The organism is Psychroserpens sp. Hel_I_66, from assembly GCF_000799465.1.
Taxonomy (GTDB): Bacteria; Bacteroidota; Bacteroidia; order Flavobacteriales; family Flavobacteriaceae; genus Psychroserpens.
The window spans coordinates 1461507-1479067 of record NZ_JUGU01000001.1 but is presented as its reverse complement, the minus strand read 5'-3'; the positions used below and the strand labels follow the sequence as shown (position 1 = coordinate 1479067).

Here is a 17561-nt window from a genome sequence, read left to right as displayed (position 1 = left end):
TTTAAAATTCATATATAGTAACACCACTTCTCAGTTTTGGTTCAATAAAGGTGCTTTTTGGAGGCATTTTGAGACCTTCGTTGGCAATTTGTTTAATTTCTTCAATGTCTACAGGAACCATACCAAACCCAACCGCATAATCAGCAGAATCGATAGCGCTTTTCACATTGATGACATCTTTCTTTCCGTTGATGTAGCCCATGCGAACATCATTGCGCAAATCCTCAATTCCCAGAATAGGCTGTAAAATGGTTTTGTATAAAATCTGGGCATCTAATGCATCCAGCGAGGATTTGAAGTTATAGAGGGTCTTCCGAAGATATAAAGAATAAAACTCACCATCTAAATACATGCTAAAATGGTGCTTTTTTGTAGGTTTATAGGGCATAATGCCTCTGTTTTCTATTCGGAAAATGGTGTCTAACTGTATCAAGAATTCTTCTTTAGTCAATCCGTTTAAATCCTTGACCAATCGATTGAATTCATGAATTCGCAATTCAGACTCTGGAATTAAAAATGTCATAAATTGATTATAAGATTCTTTTCCGGTATGATTTGGATTTTGTGATTTTTCGTCTTTGTATAGTAAATATGATGACGCAGATCTGTGGTGACCATCTGCAATATAGATGGTTGGCATCTCTTCAAATTCTTTTTGAATGACAGCAATTAAGTTGGAGTCTTCCAATTTCCAAAGGTAATGTGTATCTCTAAAAGTGGTAGTGAATTCAAATTCTGCACGCTCTTTTTGGATGTCATTGATGATGCCTGAAATCACTGTATTATCAGGATAGGTGAGTAGCACAGGCTCTGCATTGAAGCCAACGGTTTTTAAATAATCCTTAAAAATACGTTCGCGATATTCAATAGTGTTTTCATGTTTTTTGATGATGTCGTTCTCATAATCCTCTGCACTGGCAGCTGCGATAACTCCATTAAAAACTTGTTTGTCACGGTCTACGATTTTGTAGATGTAATAGCTTGGTTTTTCATCATGAACAAAAATCTCGTCTTCTTTAAATTCTAAATATCTGTTTCTAACCAATTGATAGCGGTCTGTACCTGCAATTTCACGATCATATTTATAGCCAGGATTTACGATGTGTAAAAATGAAAACGGATTATAATCCAACCGAGCCTCACGCTCTGCCTGCGTATAGGTTTGATACGATCTTGAGGCCACCAAACTCACTTTATCTCTCGTTGGTCTCACTGCTTTAAATGGAAGAATTTTTGCCAATTAGTTTCTGTTTTTATTAATAAAATCTGTAGGATTCAAATATCCAGTAGTATCTCTTGAATAACCTGGACCAATACCTAAACCCACAGTATCTCTAATTTCTATATGAAGGTGTGCAAAATATAAACCGTTACAATTACCAATTGTTGCAATTTGCTCACCTTCTTTTATAAACTTATTTTGAGTTACAAGAGTGGTATCGCAATGCGCGTATAATGATTCATATAATTTATCGTCATGCAAATGCACAATTTTAATCACATTTCCCCAGCCACCACCATAATCTTTTACTTCACTAATATAACCATTTGCTGGTGCATAAATAGGGTCGCCTAAATCACTGTTTCCACCACCAACTCCATTCCAGTCGTCTCCAAGATGGTTATTTTCCTTAAATTTTTGTGCGTTGTAATAACCACGAGCATTAGGTTTACCAACAGGAAAGTCAAATCCGTTAGATACAAATCCTGGATGGTCATTAAAAAGTTTGATGTAATCTGTTTTTTCTTCGGAAATCTTAACTGCTTCAACCAATTCTCTTTTTTCTTCGTATAAATTAGAATCTTCATTTACAACTTTCCCTTTTTGTTTGCAGCTAAAGAGCGCAATTAAAAGAAAATTATAAATAAAGAAGAATTTCATGACAATTGAGTTTTTCGAATTGGTAATTAAACAAACCTTTGAATATGAGAATGTAATTACTTTATAAACTGTTTTGAAACAACTTCAGCTTTTCTGCTTTCAGAATAATCATAAAAACCTTCGCCAGATTTTACCCCCAGTTTTCCTGCTTGTACCATATTGATTAATAATGGACAAGGTGCGTATTTTGGATTTTTGAATCCGTCGTACATCACATTCAAAATCGATAGACAGATATCAAGACCAATAAAATCTGCCAATTGCAACGGTCCCATAGGGTGAGCCATCCCTAATTTCATCACCGTATCAATTTCTTCAACACCTGCAACGCCATTGTACAACGTTTCTATAGATTCGTTTAGCATTGGCATTAAAATACGGTTGGCAACAAAACCAGGATAATCATTAACCTCTGTTGGTACTTTGCCCAGCGTCTTGGATAATTCCATGATGGTATTGGTGACTTCGTCACTTGTATTGTATCCACGAATGATCTCTACCAATTTCATAATTGGAACAGGATTCATAAAATGCATTCCAATAACCTGTTCTGGACGTGATGTCACAGCAGCAATTTGGGTGATAGAAATTGATGATGTATTGGATGCTAAAATGGTTTCGTCTCCACAAGCTTCATCTAATTGTTTAAAAATCTTCAGTTTTAAATCTATATTTTCGGTTGCAGCTTCAACAACAAGACTTGCATGTTCAACACCAGAAGCAATATTTGTAAATGTTGTAATGTTATTAAGTGTGGACTGCTTGTCTTCTTCGGAAATTTTCTCTTTAGATACCATTCTGTCCAAATTTTTGGCAATCGTATCCATTCCTCTTTTTAATGAGTCTTCACTAATGTCTATTAATTGTACTTTAAATCCAGATTGAGCAAAGGTGTGGGCAATTCCGTTTCCCATTGTTCCTGCTCCTATAACTGCTATATTTTTCATTTTAATTTTATTTTCGTTCCCAAGACTATGGGAATCAATTTGTTTGAGTTTTATCTTTTCCGAAGAAAAGAATATGTTATTTCTTTTTATTATTGTTATATATGGTACCCACCATTGAAAAGATCAATAAAACACTAGCTAGTGTTTGCATCCAGAATCCGTTATCAAAACTATCGTTAGTTATAATATTAAGGACAATTAATATTATGCTTACAACAATTAATATAATAGGTAATTTCTTTTTCATGATCCATTATGCTTTAATTTGGATGTACTATGATATATTGAAATAGTACCCTAAAACTGATCAATAATCATTGTGGCAACACGCAATGCCTCTGTGCCATCGTGCAAAGTTACGATTGGTGTTGTGTTATTATTTATGGCATCTGCAAAAGTTTCAAGTTCATCTAAAATAGCATTGTTGTTGGGAACTTCTGGATTGTCAAAATATATTTGTTTTTTGATGCCTTCTGCATTTTGCAGGATCATATCAAAATCTCCAGGGGATTTTGGAGCATCCTTCATTTTTACAACTTCACACTTTTTCTCCAGAAAATCGACAGAGATATAGGCATCCTTTTGAAAAAAACGTGTCTTTCTCATGTTTTTAAGTGAAATACGACTCGCAGTAAGATTTGCGACACACCCGTTTTTAAACTCTATTCTAGCATTAGCGATATCTGGAGTGTCACTAATTACAGAAACACCGCTTGCCGAAACATTTTTAACTTTAGAATCTACGACGCTCAAAATAATATCAATATCGTGAATCATTAAATCTAGAACTACAGGTACGTCTGTACCTCGCGGATTAAATTCTGCCAGACGATGAGTTTCAATAAACATCGGGTTTTTAATTTGATCCTTTACAGCAATAAAAGCAGGATTAAAGCGCTCTACATGGCCTACTTGTCCTCTAATATCGTGCTCAGCCAGTAAGACTCTAATATGTTCTGCTTCTTCAACTGTATTGGTAATTGGCTTTTCAATAAAAATATGTTTTCCATATGAAATAGCTTTTTTTGCACAATCGTAATGTGATAAAGTAGGGGTTACAATATCAACCATATCAACAGCTTTGATAAGCTCATCAATAGATTTAAAGTATTTATAACCAAACTCTTCTACAACTTTTTTAGCGTTTTCCTCATCTGCATCATGAAACCCAACGAGTTCATATTTTTGAGATTGATTAAGAAGTCTTAAATGAATTTTTCCTAAGTGACCAGCACCAAGTACACCAGCTTTTAGCATTGTTTTTCGATTTTTATCAAAAATAAGATTTTTCAAAGTTTTTTATGTGAAATCTTTAATAAATAATACGTGATTTTATGTCGTTGATAATTCGTTTCATTTTAACTTTCAGTATAAAAATGTTTCAGTTATTTTTACCTAGCAAACCTAACTACTTTGAAAGATACAACCAAACATCAAGGCTTAAGACAACAACTCGTAAAAACGTTAATTAAGAAAGGAATTTCCGACGAAAACGTGTTGGATGCTATTGGTAAAATACCGAGGCATCTTTTTATGGATTCCGGTTTTTTAGACCACGCCTACCAAGATAAAGCATTCCCGATCGCAGCAGATCAAACCATATCACAACCTTATACAGTTGCGTTTCAAACGGAGTTAATGCAAGTAAAAAAAGGAGACACCGTTTTAGAAATTGGTACAGGCAGTGGTTATCAAACTGCTGTTTTATGTTTGCTTGGCGCCAAAGTGTTTAGTATTGAACGTCAAAACGAGCTCTATAAAAAGACGAGTAAGTTTTTGCCAAAATTAGGCTATCGCGCCAAAAAGCTCATTTTTGGAGATGGTTATATTGGTTTAGAGAACGAAGCGCCTTTTGATAGTATTATAGTCACCGCTGGAGCGCCTTTCGTGCCAAAGCCATTACTAAGTCAGTTAAAAATTGGAGGTCGTTTGGTCATTCCCGTGGGAGATGATGTGCAGATTATGACCTTATTTATTAGAAAAGGTACAAAAGATTTTGAACAGCATGAGTTTGGAGAGTTCAGATTTGTACCTTTATTGGAGGATAAAAATTAATGTTCTTGTAAAAGCACAAAATTGTTAGAATGTATTCATCTTTTAAAAAAACACATTCAATCTTTTACGATAAAAAAATATAGTATGAAAAAAATCACTCTCCTATTTACAATTATTACTCAATTAATAGTTGCTCAAAACTACACCGAATACGCAACAGGTAACACCACAGATATCGATACTAACCATGAATTTGGAATCTGTATGATGGGTGGAGCAAGTGAAAACGACAATGCCATGATATGGTTTTTAGAAAAAGCAAATGGAGGAGATGTTGTGGTTTTAAGGGCATCTGGAAGTGATGGCTATAATAATTATATGTATTCCCAATTGGGAGTAAGTATCAACTCGGTAACGACTTTTGTATTTAATAACGAAGCAGGAGCCATAGATCCTTACGTGCTTCAAAAAGTGGAAAATGCTGAAGCGATTTGGTTCGCTGGAGGTGATCAATACGATTATGTAAGTTTCTTTAAAGACAATGCAATGGAAGATGCGCTCAATACATTTATCAATACAAAACAAGGCGTTATTGGTGGGACGAGTGCTGGAATGGCAATTTTAGGAAGTGCTTACTTTTCTGCGGAAAATGGTACAGTCACAAACGCTCAGGCGCTATCAAATCCGTATGATAACCGTATGACTTTGGGATATAATGATTTTTTAGATATACCATTTTTAGGAAACGTAATTACAGATACACACTACGATGATCCAGATAGAAGAGCGAGGCATTTTACATTTTTAGCGCGTTACGCAACCGATAACCCATTTTCATCTTCTGGGATTGCTTGCAATGAATACACATCTGTTTGCATAGATCAATTTGGAGAAGCTCACGTGTATGGTGATTACCCAAACTATGATGAGTTTGCCTATTTTATTTTCGCAAATTGTAACAATAACACGTATTGGCCAGAGACCTGTGTTGACGGACAGCCTTTAACATGGGATAGAGAAGGAGAGGCGGTAAAAGTTTACAAAATTCCAGGTACGCAAACAGGAGAAAATTATTTTAACCTTACAGATTATACCAACGGTTCTGGAGGTAATTGGGAAAATTGGTTTGTAACAAATGGATCATTTTCTACAAGTCCGTCTTCGAATCCTTTTTGCAGTGCGTTGAGTGTTACTGAAAATGAAACTTTAGAGATTTCTGTAGGTCCAAATCCGTTTAGTGATGTGATTACCATAACATCTCAGCTAAATAAATTTGACGTTAAACTCTACGATATCTTCGGAAAGCAGATCGCCCAATATAACGACCAGTCTCACATAGAAACCACAAACTTAGCGACCGGATTGTATTTTTTACAAATTTCTTCGGAAGGTTTACAACAGACTTTCAAAATGATTAAAGATTGATAAAATTCATTTCAAATTAAAAAAACTTCAATCCAAACAAAATCGCATCACTTTGAAATCCGCTTTGGTAAGAGCGCACATAATCCAATCTTAAAAATCTAAATTTCCCCCAACCAATATTATCTAAACCAACCGTATATTCTTGGTAAGGTTTGTTGTCTGGAGTTGCCAATGCATGGGCCCCAACTACCAAATTAAAGTTGAGCTTTTTTAATAAAGGCACTTTTCCGAGGAGAAAACCATTAAAATCATGTTCTGCATGCATTTCTAAGTAAGAGTCATTCGTACTTGCTGCGTAATACGGTAAATTATTGAATACATTTAGGTAAGAGCCAGAGCCAATTTGAGTTTGATTGCCATTAAAATGTTGGTAATCTACAAACGCAATATCCTCTGCATTAAAGAATTTGCCCGCTTTTATGTTGTAATCAAAACTCCCTTTATCTGCAATATTGAAACCTTGCGACACACGAATTTTAACTTGGTCAAAATTATAATCGTCAACAGATGATGCAAATCCTTTTTCGTAACCAATGTTTAATGTTGGGTATTTACTGTTTGGAAGATTGAACTTCCCATCAGGATAGCTTAAATAGTTCTGTGCAAAATTAATACGTGCATCTATCGAGAATTTCATGATGTTGTGAGTGTCAAAAGGCGCAATACCATAAGCGGTTTCATCTAACGGATTATTGCTTGTATATTCTCGATTTTCTTGTGGATACCACGATTGATCTGTCGTGTTGAATAATGCTTGTCGTCTTTGATAGCCTAAGCTTGTATTAATTCTAAACCCATTAAATAACTCATTAGAGTACGAGGCTTGTGCGTAACTGTTTTCGTAAATTTTCATGAAGTTTTGTTCAGAAAACATTGAAAAGGCAGTATTTAAAAGTTTTGAGATAGGCTCGCTAGAATTAAATTGTTGTGTCGTTACACCACCAGAAACGGTTAAATAAGGCCTGCTTTTATTATTGAATTTATAGGTTGCGTAGGCTGTTCCTCTCAAACGGTCATCACTAAATCCATAATTTAAATTTCCGCCAATGGTTAAAAAACGCTCAAAATCATCATAGTTTTTTCTGTAAAACACGCCAACATTTGCATTCCAGCCTTGAACGGTATTAAAACTTATGGCTTGAATGGGAGAGGTGAAACCGGTACTCCAATTTTCGTAAGTGTTTCTATACGTATAACCTCCAATAATATCACCAAATTTAAATTTGTTTTTGACCGTATCTACAGAATCTTTATAAACCTTAGAATCCTTCACGATTTGAATACTGTCCTTTTTGATATAATCTGTAATTTCTTCGGAAGTAAGAGGAACAGGTCTTGTTGCTTTCCAAAAAATGGAATCTTTCTTATTTGCTTCATCTGCAAAGGATACAATTTCCCTTGTAAAATCCTTTCGGGTGAGACCTGGATTGAATTCGTAATTACTGTACACTGCGGTAAAACGACCATCGCCCTTTATTCCGAAGAGACCATATTTAAAATCGATATTTTGAGAGATTTTTGCCCAGATTTTATCAGTTTCAGAATATGAATAATTTTGCGTAATCGTTATTTTATCTACCGCTGGTATTCTGGCCTGCGTTCCCGTGATGTCTAATTCCGCAGCATAAATAGTCCATTGGTCTTCAACAATATAAATAAACCCATCAAAAACAGGATCGTTTTCTCGTTTTGGAGTGGCTTTAATCTTATTGATGAGGTTACCTCTGTCGTCATAAAAAACACCTTCCAGTTTGTAACGATAATAGCCAAAAGCGTTGTTGGCTATAGGAGAAATTATTTGGTTACCAAGTTCTATAGTGTTTTCGTACAAATCAAACTCAACATCAATGGCATTATTAAAACTGAAACCATTATCATCACCACTAACTTTTGATGCTATGATCTTTTCCTTTAATTTGTTAGGTCTTAAGAACTCGAGTTTAGAGACGGTTTCAGAGAGGTAGATCACTCCACTTCGAGTAGAATCTAAACCACCACCAAGATCGCCAATTTCGGTACCTAGAATTTTTTCTGGAGCGTCTTTGATACGAATCAATCCACGAGAATAGAAATCTGCTTTATAGCTATTTATTTTTTCCAGATTTTCCTGACGCTTGGCAATTGCTGCTCTAATTATTTTGTTGGCTGGATTTTCTTCGGAATTAATAACAACCTCATTTAGAGATACTTCTTCTTCAACCAATGTCGCATCTAAAATGTACGGAAATGATGAGATTTCAACCCTTTTCTTTACCGTTTTGTATCCTAAAAACTGAAAAACCACTGTATAGTCCTTTGTTTCTGAAATGTTTAGTTCGTAATTTCCATCTTCGTTACTGGTCGTGCCAGTATAGGTGTTTTCTATGTAGATGTTTACGAATGGTAAAGGTTCATTTTTATCATCTGTAACAGTCCCTTTAATTTGGGAAAAGGATAAAAAAGTGCATAAAAGAGTTAGTGTAGCGAGTAGTTTGGTTTTCATAAAATAGAGTTTTTTTTATAAGACATTCACGGTTATGTTTATTCTTATAATTAAAGTTGATTGATGGTTATATTTACATAGACGCACTTTTAGGGGTAAAGGTTGCCTAACGATGCCAAACATAGACATTTTATTAAATGCGTTTTGTTAAACAATCATAATTAAAACGAATAGTTATGTTAAATGTTCACTAAAAAAAGTCTGACAGGAAAGAAGAATTATTTGTAGATTTTTTTGATTCGATCCAGGTTACGCTTATTGTCACGGTCTTTAATAGAGTCCCGTTTATCGTATAATTTTTTACCTTTTCCTAATGCGATCTCTAATTTGGCTAAACCTCTGTCGTTGATAAACAATCGCAATGGTACAATCGCATTACCTTTAATATTGACTTCCTTTTCAAGTTTTTTAAGTTCTCTTCTGTTGAGTAGAAGTTTACGTTCTGCTTTTGGTTTATGGTTGTAGTAATTGCCAAAGACATATTCTTGAATGGTCATATTAATGACAAACAGTTCTCCACGATCATTAAACTCGCAAAAACCTTCAGCAATTGAGGCTTTACTGTCTCTAATAGACTTGATTTCTGTTCCTGTAAGCACAATGCCAGCTGTATAAGTATCGAGAATTTCGTACTCAAACTTAGCTTTCTTATTCTTTATGTTTACTGGTTTTTGCATAGAAAACAAAGGTAAAAAAATTAAATATTGTAGATGTTATTAATTACCTTGTTTCTCGACATATTATTTTAATATTCAAATTATGAGATACCTATTCTTTATTGCTCTGTCCTTTTTCTTGCTGAATTGCAAAAACGATGTAAAACAAGATGTTTCCGAAGAAAATGAGACCGCACAACATATTATTGATAAGTCGATTGAGGTTTCTGGAGGAGAGGTTATATATAATTCTAAAATTGAATTTGATTTTAGGGATGTAAATTATAAAGCCATAAGAAACGATGGGACATTTTCTCTAACGAGAATTACTGTTGATGGTAATACCCGTATTGTAGACTCATTGTCAAATGATGGTTTTGATCGTAAGGTAAACGATGAGATCATTGAAATACCCGATTCTATGGCTTTAAAGTATTCAGCATCGGTTAATTCTGTCCACTATTTTTCGATGTTGCCCTTTGGATTAAATGATGAAGCGGTTCAAAAAGAACTATTACCACCTGTTACTATAAATGATAAAGACTACCAAACGATTAAAGTTACTTTTAAAGAAGATGGAGGTGGAGAGGATTTTGAGGATGTATTTTTTTACTGGATTGATAAGAAGACGAATAAATTAGCTTATCTGGCTTATTCTTTTGCAGAAGAAGATGGGATGGGATTGCGTTTTAGAGAAGCTTTTAATGAACGGTTTGTCAACGGAGTTCGGTTTGTGGATTATAATAATTACAAACCAATGGATAAGTCAATAAAGCTCACAGATCTACCAGAGTATTTTAATGATGATAAGTTAGAATTGTTATCTAAAATAGAGTTGAAAAATATAAGTGTAACGCCTATTTAACCGTTTTTAGTTCATCTGTAATCTTATCTTCGGAAATTGTTACAATAAACAATTGGCTATTATCATTATCATCAATATCCTCGTACTTTTTATCTCCCAAAATCATGTTTACAAATGCTGGAGTCGTATTGCTGTGACCAACAATTAGCACTGTTTTGCCTTTGGTTGCGTTTTTAAATTCTTCGGAATATAAAGTGCTTGCGTCGTAATCTAAAACATCTAGATTTTTTTGTTCGGCAGTGGGCTGTGCGGTTTGTTGTGTACGGTTATAGTTGGTAGCATAAACAGCATCGAGGTTGATTTTTTTGAAGTATTTAGCCCATTTCTTAGCTCTTTTTTGGCCTAGTTTATTTAAATCTGGATTTCTATTGGAATCATTTCTTCTATCCTTTTCAGCATGTCTAATGAAGTAATAAGTAGTCTTTTCATTGCTGGGCTTAACGTCATTATTGGATTTGACATCTTGAGCACAAGATTGAAATGAAAGAATTATAACTATTGCGAGGGAGAGAACGGATTTCATAATTTGAAAATTTGTTGATTTTCAAATATAACCACTCTTATCTATAAAATTGTCAAAGGAAGGTTAAAGTTAATGTTCCATATTTGAATATTCATTTTCGGATATGACTACTCCTTTTGAAGTCCCAATACGATCTGCGCCAACCTCTATATATTTTTTTGCAGTTTCGTAATCGCTAATACCACCAGAGGCTTTTATTTTGCACTTATTTTTTACGGTCTTTTTTATAATTTTTACCGCTGTAAGTGTGGCTCCGCTTTTAGTAAAACCAGTGGATGTTTTAATGAAGTCTACATTGGCGTCTGTACAAATTTCAGAAGCTTTTACAATACCGTTTTTAGATAACTCGCTAATTTCTAAAATAACCTTTAAAGGTATTTTGCCAATAGCGCTCTTGACATCTTTAATGTCTTTAAAAACTTCTACGTAATTCTTGCTTTTAAAAAAACCAAGGTTGATGACCATGTCAATTTCGTGGGCACCATCGTCTATAGCTTGTTTGGACTCAAAAACTTTTGCTCTGGTAGAATTAGCCCCAAAAGGAAAACCTACTACAGCACAAATTTTAACATCAGTGTCTTTTAATAATTGATTGGCTAATGGCACATAACAACTGTTAATGCACACTGAATAAAATTTATGTTTTTTTGCTTGATTGCAATGCTTAATAATATCGCTCTCAGTTGCAGTTGAGCTTAACAGAGTATGATCTATATATGAGTTGATATTCATATTTAAGTAGATTGAATGATGAATTATTATCGGGTCTTAAAAAATGATAAGAACCAACCGTTTTGGGATTTATGTAAATTCGGGAATTAATAGCTGCGCCAAAGTTAATAATTTATTCCAAAATGCCTAAAAAAATATCTAAAGATTTATTTCCAAAATAATGACTTTTTAACAAGTTTTAAACAAAAAGAAAGCCTTTAAAAAAGGCTTGAGAGAATTTTAATACGATTTATTTTACAGGTTTTATTGAATAACCTGCTTTTCTCAATAAATTTATAACACCATTTTCTCCAGATAGATGTCCAGCACCAACCCCAAAAAAAGTAGGTTGTGATTTTGAGAAAGCTTCAATCTTAGAGATCCAATTTATGTTTCTATTATCCAGCATTTTATCTTTGTGCTTTGTTGTAGATAAATTTTTATCCTCTTCCATCATTTTTCCCATGCCTTCAATATCTTGATTCTCATACAGGGTTAACATTTTTTCAAATGTGGCTTTGTCATATTCTAGAGAATCTTTAGCAGATCTCAACAAATCAATAGCTTGATCTTCATAAGGGATGTCATCAAAAACACTCATTTGTTCTTCTATAGTTTCTAAGCCTAAAACCTCTTCTTCTTGTTCGTGTGCAACCTTCATTAATTCCGCTTCATATGATTGTACGGGACAACCCAAAAGTTTTGGATACAACATAGCGGTAATAAAAAAGGGCTTGAATGTTTTCATCATTTTAAGAGGCATGCCAATGTTCTCTAGAGTAAATTTTTCAAGAATTTTATAGTCTTCTTCACTAACAAGATCATTGATAGTTTTACCATCTTTCATGTATAAACCTTTCATCATGCCCATTTGCATAGATGGATCGTCCATATCCAGTTCTAAAACGAGAAGTGTTGTGTCATCCAATGCCTGTTTAACTTTCTCGCTTAAGGTAGCGTCACAGGTCATATGAATAGTCCCATATAAATATGAAGATTGGGTTAATCCATTACCAGATATTTCCCAGAGTAAAGAATTTTTAAGTTCTTGACCTTGTACTGTAAATAACCCAAGAATAGACAATAGAAGTGATGGTATTATTTTTTTCATAATAAATAGATGTTTCTGTATTGGTACTATTTTCTTCGGAAATGTTACAAACCAATAACCAATTGTTTTTGATATTATGATTTGTAAGTACCAAGGCATTATAAAATTCAATAACATTTTAAGCTAATAATTTTGCCAAAATAGTTAGTATTCACGGATGTTATAGACTCAAATTCTCAATAGACTTTTTTACCTTTATAAAAAATTGATATGGCAGATTCATCTATAACAATAGCTAAAGATTACGATTTAATTTGTGTTGGAGCAGGAATCATGAGCGCAACTCTTGCGGTTATGGCAAAATTGTTTGATCCTAATATGAAGATCCTTATTTTGGAAAGATTAGATGATGTGGCTCTAGAGAGTTCTGCTGCGTGGAATAACGCAGGAACCGGTCACTCTGCACTCTGTGAGTTGAATTATTGTCCGCAAGAAAACGGAAAAGTCTCCATTGAAAAAGCAAAGGACATATGCAACCAATTTGAGGTTTCCAAACAGTTTTGGTCTTATTTAGTGTCGCAAGGTTTAATAGAAAAACCAGAAGATTTTATACAAAATGTCCCTCACCACAGTTGGGTTTACGGTGAGGACAACGTTGACTATCTTAAACAACGATATGAAGCCATGAAAACGCATTTCATGTTTGATACCATTGAGTATACAGATCGTTTAGAAAAAATGAAAGAATGGTTCCCTTTAATTGCTAACGGTCGCTCTTCCGAAGAAAAAATAGCAGCAAGTCGCATTGAAAGGGGCACAGAGGTTAACTACGGAAATTTAACAAGACAACTCTTTAGCATCCTCGAAACTGAATTTAACACTAAAGTACAGACCCATCATGAGGTGTTGGACATTGATCCCGATGATGGCGTGGAATGGTCTGTGATTGCCAAGGACCTAGAAACCAACCAAAAAAAATACTATGATGCACAGCATGTTTTTATTGGAGCAGGAGGAGGCAGTTTATTGCTTTTACAAAAAGTTGAGATTGATGAAAAAGAAGGTTATGGTGGCTTTCCTGTAAGTGGAGAATGGCTGGTTTGTAATAATGAAGAGGTTATAAATCAACATTATGCCAAGGTGTATAGCAAAGCAGGACCAGATGATCCACCAATGTCAACGCCTCATTTGGATACCCGTTTTATAAACGGGAAACGGGAATTACTTTTTGGGCCATTTGCTGGTTTTAGTCCAAAATTTTTGAAAGAAGGATCTATGTTTGATTTGTTCAAATCAATTAAATTAGATAACATTTCTCCTATGCTGGGTGCGTTTTGGCACAACCTTCCGCTTACAAAATATCTTATTGAGCAATTGGCAATGTCTCACGAGGATCGTATGGATGACCTTCGGAAATTCTATAAGGACGCCAAAAGTGAGGATTGGGAAATTAAGGTGGCTGGACAGCGCGTTCAAATTATTAAAAAGAACGAATTTGAAAGTGGAGAACTACAATTTGGGACAGAGGTCGTAAGCAGTAAAGATGGTAGCATTACGTGCCTGCTTGGCGCCTCGCCTGGAGCGTCTACTGCTACGCATGTGATGCTCAATGTCTTGGATAAAGCATTTCCAGAAATTTTAAATTCTGAAAAAGGAAAACAATTACGAAAAGAAATTGTTCCCACTTGGAATGTTGAGGTTACCGAAGAATTGTTTAGGGAGCAATTAAAAATTTCCGAAGAAAAATTAAAGCTTTAAATTTTAAAACGGTATTAGGTTTAAGGAATATAAATCTTATTTTAATTATTTGACCTCAGATGTTTCTCTTTTGCCCAAATGGCTTTGCACCCAACTTATAGCGTCTGTCAAGCTATCAAAAATCTCATAAGGCTTGTCATAAAATTGACGCTCATATTCTGCGTTTTTACGCATTGTAGCTGTTTTAGGAATCATTGCAATGGCAACTAAATTAGGGATTGCCTCTGTTTTAGGATAGATAAGCGGATTGACGGAATAGGATTTTACTCGATTTGAAATATAAACCATGTCTTTGCCACTAAAGTGTTTTTGGACGATCTTGTTAAGGAGATCATTGTGCTCTGGCTCTACAACAACACCCTCTTTAACTTGATTGATGATAAAATTATCGAAAATAAAAATTTCAGCATCCTCTCTTTCAATGTATTTAATAATACCCATAACTATGTTTTTAGTTGCTATTAAAAATAGTGAAAAGCTAAAGAACTTTTTAGCTCAATCCAATAAAAAAACAGCGCTCAACTTAAAAAGTATTGCGCTGTTCTTTACTAACCAACCACTTAAAAGACTGTAACACCTTGAAAATGTTACAGCAAATCTTCATATTTTTTAGATTTCTTCGGAAACCATACTAGCTTCATTTCTAAAGACTAATTTGTCATCGAATGAATCTAAGAGAATAATACTATCTGTAGTGACTTTTCCAGATAGGATTTCTTTACTAAGCTCATTTAAAACTTCTTTTTGGATGACACGTTTTACGGGTCTTGCACCATATTCTGGATTGTAGCCTTTAACCGCTAAATACGAAATCGCCTCTGGTGTTGCATCAAATGTTATACCTTGTTTTGCAATCATTTTTTGCACTCCCTTTAATTGTAAACCAACAATTTCTTTAATGTTTTCCTGGTTTAACGGAGTAAACATAATGGTGTCATCAATTCTATTTAAAAACTCTGGTCGTACGGTTTGTTTCAATAACCCGAGAACTTCCACTTTTGCTGCCTCGATTGCAGAATCAACATCTTTGGTTGCTTCAAAACGCTCTTGTATGATCTGGCTTCCCATATTTGAGGTCATAATTATTATCGTATTCTTGAAATCTGCAACACGACCTTTGTTGTCGGTCAATCGACCTTCATCCAATACCTGCAATAAAATATTAAAGGTATCTGGATGTGCTTTTTCAATCTCATCCAATAATACGACCGAGTATGGCTTTCTTCTAACCGCTTCAGTTAATTGTCCACCTTCGTCATAACCAACATATCCTGGAGGTGCACCAACTAATCTGCTCACACTGTGGCGTTCTTGGTATTCGCTCATATCTATTCTCGTCATGGCATTTTCATCATCAAAAAGATATTCTGCTAGTGCTTTGGCTAATTCCGTTTTACCAACACCTGTGGTTCCTAAAAATAAGAATGTTCCAACTGGTTTTTGAGGATTCTGTAAACCTGCTCGAGATCGTCTCACAGCATCACTAACAGCAACAATAGCTTCTTCCTGCCCAACCACACGTTTATGTAATTGATCTTCTAGTTTTAAAAGTTTCTCACGATCACTTTGTAGCATTTTGGTAACAGGAATGCCTGTCCATTTTGCCACAACTTCCGCAATATCTTCGTAAGTCACTTCTTCTTTTATGAGAGAACTTTTGTTTTGATTTTCTTTAAGCTCATTCTGAAATTTTTCCAGTGATTCCTGAGCTTCTTTTATCTTTCCGTAGCGAATTTCAGCCACTTTTCCGTAGTCACCATCGCGCTCAGCACGTTCGGCTTCCAGTTTGTACTCTTCAATTTTGGACTTTATGGTTTGAATGTTGTCAACGACCTCTTTCTCGCTTTTCCATTTGGCATTGATCTCATTTCGTTCTTCTTTTAAATTTGCCAGATCCGAACGTAAAGATTTTAATTTTACTTCGTCCTTTTCACGTTTGATGGCCTCAATCTCAATTTCGAGTTGCATGATCTTTCTATCCAAAACGTCGAGTTCTTCTGGTTTTGAGTTGATTTCCATACGCAACTTAGACGCAGCCGCATCCATTAAATCAATAGCTTTATCTGGCAGAAAACGGTTGGTGATATAACGTTCTGAAAGTTCCACAGCACCAATAATTGCTTCATCTTTAATACGAACTTTATGGTGCGTTTCATATTTTTCCTTAATACCACGAAGTATCGAAATAGCACTTTCGGTATCTGGCTCATTGACCATTACTTTTTGGAAACGACGCTCTAAAGCTTTGTCTTTTTCAAAGTATTTTTGATACTCATCAAGTGTTGTTGCACCAATGGCACGCAGTTCTCCACGAGCCAATGCTGGTTTTAGAATGTTTGCTGCATCCATGGCTCCTTGTCCGCCACCTGCACCAACAAGTGTGTGAATCTCGTCAATAAATAATACGATATCTCCATCACTTGTGGTTACTTCTTTGATGACCGCTTTGAGTCGTTCTTCAAATTCTCCTTTAAACTTAGCACCTGCAATCAATGCTCCCATATCGAGCGCATAGATTTGCTTATCCACTAAGTTTTCTGGAATATCGCCATCTACGATTCTATGTGCTAAACCTTCAGCAATCGCAGTTTTACCGGTTCCTGGCTCACCAACTAAAATTGGGTTATTTTTTGTTCGTCTGGATAAGATTTGAAGTATTCTTCTTATTTCTTCATCACGACCAATAACAGGATCCAGCTTACCGTCTTTAGCTAACTGGTTTAAGTTTTTAGCGTATTTATTGAGTGAATTGTAAGTTTCCTCTTGGCTTTGGGATGTCACGCGATCACCTTTTCTCAACTCTTCAATCGCAGCATTCAAACCTTTTTCGGTTACGCCTTGATCTTTTAGCATTTGGGCAATTTTACTATTGGACTTAAAAATCGCTAATATTAAATGTTCTACGGAAACGTAATCGTCATTCATTTTCTTAGCAACAATAGACGCTTCGTTAAGTGATTTGCTGGCTTCTCTTGAAATTTGCAATTCTCCTCCCGAAACTTTTGGGAAATTTTCCAATTGCTTATCCAAAGCCAATTTTAAAACGTCAATATTGACATTAAGTTTTTTCAAAATAAATGGCAATACATTTTCATCAACCTCAAAAATAGCTTTTATGATATGCTCATTTTCTATTTGTTGATGTCCCAAGCTCTGAGCAAGTTGTTGCGCTTGCTGGATTGCCTCTTGGGATTTTATGGTATAATTATTAAAATTCATTATATTTTATATTTTAAGTTGTCACTTTGAGCGTAGTCTAAAGGTTT

The 17561-nt window shown here is 34.8% G+C and carries 15 protein-coding genes; 4 read left to right on the top strand and 11 right to left on the bottom strand.

The window, feature by feature from the left end; all coding sequences use genetic code 11:
- Position 1: 1 nt before the first annotated feature.
- The 4 genes from GQ40_RS06705 to GQ40_RS06690 form a co-directional block, all read right to left on the bottom strand.
- A complete protein-coding gene (locus GQ40_RS06705) occupies positions 2-1240 on the bottom strand; it encodes a DUF1015 domain-containing protein (protein ID WP_047546885.1) in 1239 nt (412 codons plus the stop codon).
- On the bottom strand, positions 1241-1882 hold the full coding sequence (locus GQ40_RS06700) for a M23 family metallopeptidase (RefSeq protein WP_047546883.1): 642 nt from the start codon (positions 1880-1882) through the stop codon (positions 1241-1243).
- A 56-nt stretch (positions 1883-1938) separates the two neighbouring features.
- The gene (locus tag GQ40_RS06695) at positions 1939-2829 is read right to left on the bottom strand and encodes a 3-hydroxyacyl-CoA dehydrogenase family protein (RefSeq protein WP_047546881.1); all 891 of its coding nucleotides are present in this window, start codon (positions 2827-2829) and stop codon (positions 1939-1941) included.
- A gap of 297 nt (positions 2830-3126) precedes the next feature.
- Positions 3127-4086, bottom strand: a complete 960-nt coding sequence (locus GQ40_RS06690; RefSeq protein ID WP_047546879.1) for a Gfo/Idh/MocA family protein — start codon at positions 4084-4086, stop codon at positions 3127-3129.
- Between the two features lie 156 nt (positions 4087-4242).
- On the opposite strand from GQ40_RS06690, the gene GQ40_RS06685 reads away from it, so the two are divergent.
- Complete coding sequence (locus tag GQ40_RS06685) at positions 4243-4884, top strand: protein-L-isoaspartate(D-aspartate) O-methyltransferase (protein ID WP_047546877.1); 642 nt, start codon at positions 4243-4245, stop codon at positions 4882-4884.
- 84 nt (positions 4885-4968) lie between these two features.
- Entirely contained in the window at positions 4969-6249 is a 1281-nt protein-coding gene (locus GQ40_RS06680) for a T9SS type A sorting domain-containing protein (protein WP_047546875.1), read from the top strand.
- A gap of 16 nt (positions 6250-6265) precedes the next feature.
- Here the strand turns inward: GQ40_RS06680 and GQ40_RS06675 are convergent, their stop codons facing one another.
- Entirely contained in the window at positions 6266-8731 is a 2466-nt protein-coding gene (locus GQ40_RS06675; RefSeq protein WP_047546873.1) for a DUF5686 and carboxypeptidase regulatory-like domain-containing protein, read from the bottom strand.
- A gap of 218 nt (positions 8732-8949) precedes the next feature.
- The gene (gene smpB / locus GQ40_RS06670) at positions 8950-9408 is read right to left on the bottom strand and encodes an SsrA-binding protein SmpB (protein WP_047546871.1); all 459 of its coding nucleotides are present in this window, start codon (positions 9406-9408) and stop codon (positions 8950-8952) included.
- A gap of 82 nt (positions 9409-9490) precedes the next feature.
- On the opposite strand from smpB, the gene GQ40_RS06665 reads away from it, so the two are divergent.
- Positions 9491-10252 (top strand): DUF6503 family protein, encoded by a 762-nt coding sequence (locus GQ40_RS06665; RefSeq protein WP_047546868.1) that lies wholly within the window; start codon positions 9491-9493, stop codon positions 10250-10252.
- Here the strand turns inward: GQ40_RS06665 and GQ40_RS06660 are convergent.
- The 3 genes from GQ40_RS06660 to GQ40_RS06650 form a co-directional block, all read right to left on the bottom strand.
- Positions 10245-10775, bottom strand: coding sequence for a SixA phosphatase family protein (locus GQ40_RS06660; RefSeq protein WP_047546866.1), 531 nt, complete (start codon positions 10773-10775; stop codon positions 10245-10247). The genes GQ40_RS06665 and GQ40_RS06660 overlap by 8 nt on opposite strands.
- A gap of 69 nt (positions 10776-10844) precedes the next feature.
- Positions 10845-11507 carry a deoxyribose-phosphate aldolase gene (gene deoC, locus GQ40_RS06655; RefSeq protein WP_047546864.1) on the bottom strand — a complete coding sequence of 221 codons (663 nt, stop codon included), beginning with the start codon at positions 11505-11507 and terminating at the stop codon, positions 10845-10847.
- A gap of 229 nt (positions 11508-11736) precedes the next feature.
- Positions 11737-12597, bottom strand: coding sequence for a TraB/GumN family protein (locus GQ40_RS06650; RefSeq protein WP_047551609.1), 861 nt, complete (start codon positions 12595-12597; stop codon positions 11737-11739).
- Positions 12598-12807: 210 nt separating this feature from the next.
- Here GQ40_RS06650 and mqo point away from each other — a divergent pair, with 210 nt between their 5' ends.
- The gene (gene mqo, locus GQ40_RS06645) at positions 12808-14295 is read left to right on the top strand and encodes a malate dehydrogenase (quinone) (RefSeq protein ID WP_047546862.1); all 1488 of its coding nucleotides are present in this window, start codon (positions 12808-12810) and stop codon (positions 14293-14295) included.
- A gap of 45 nt (positions 14296-14340) precedes the next feature.
- Here the strand turns inward: mqo and GQ40_RS06640 are convergent, their stop codons facing one another.
- Positions 14341-14736 (bottom strand): hypothetical protein, encoded by a 396-nt coding sequence (locus tag GQ40_RS06640; protein ID WP_047546860.1) that lies wholly within the window; start codon positions 14734-14736, stop codon positions 14341-14343.
- Between the two features lie 168 nt (positions 14737-14904).
- Entirely contained in the window at positions 14905-17514 is a 2610-nt protein-coding gene (gene clpB / locus GQ40_RS06635; protein ID WP_047546858.1) for an ATP-dependent chaperone ClpB, read from the bottom strand.
- Positions 17515-17561: the final 47 nt, after the last annotated feature.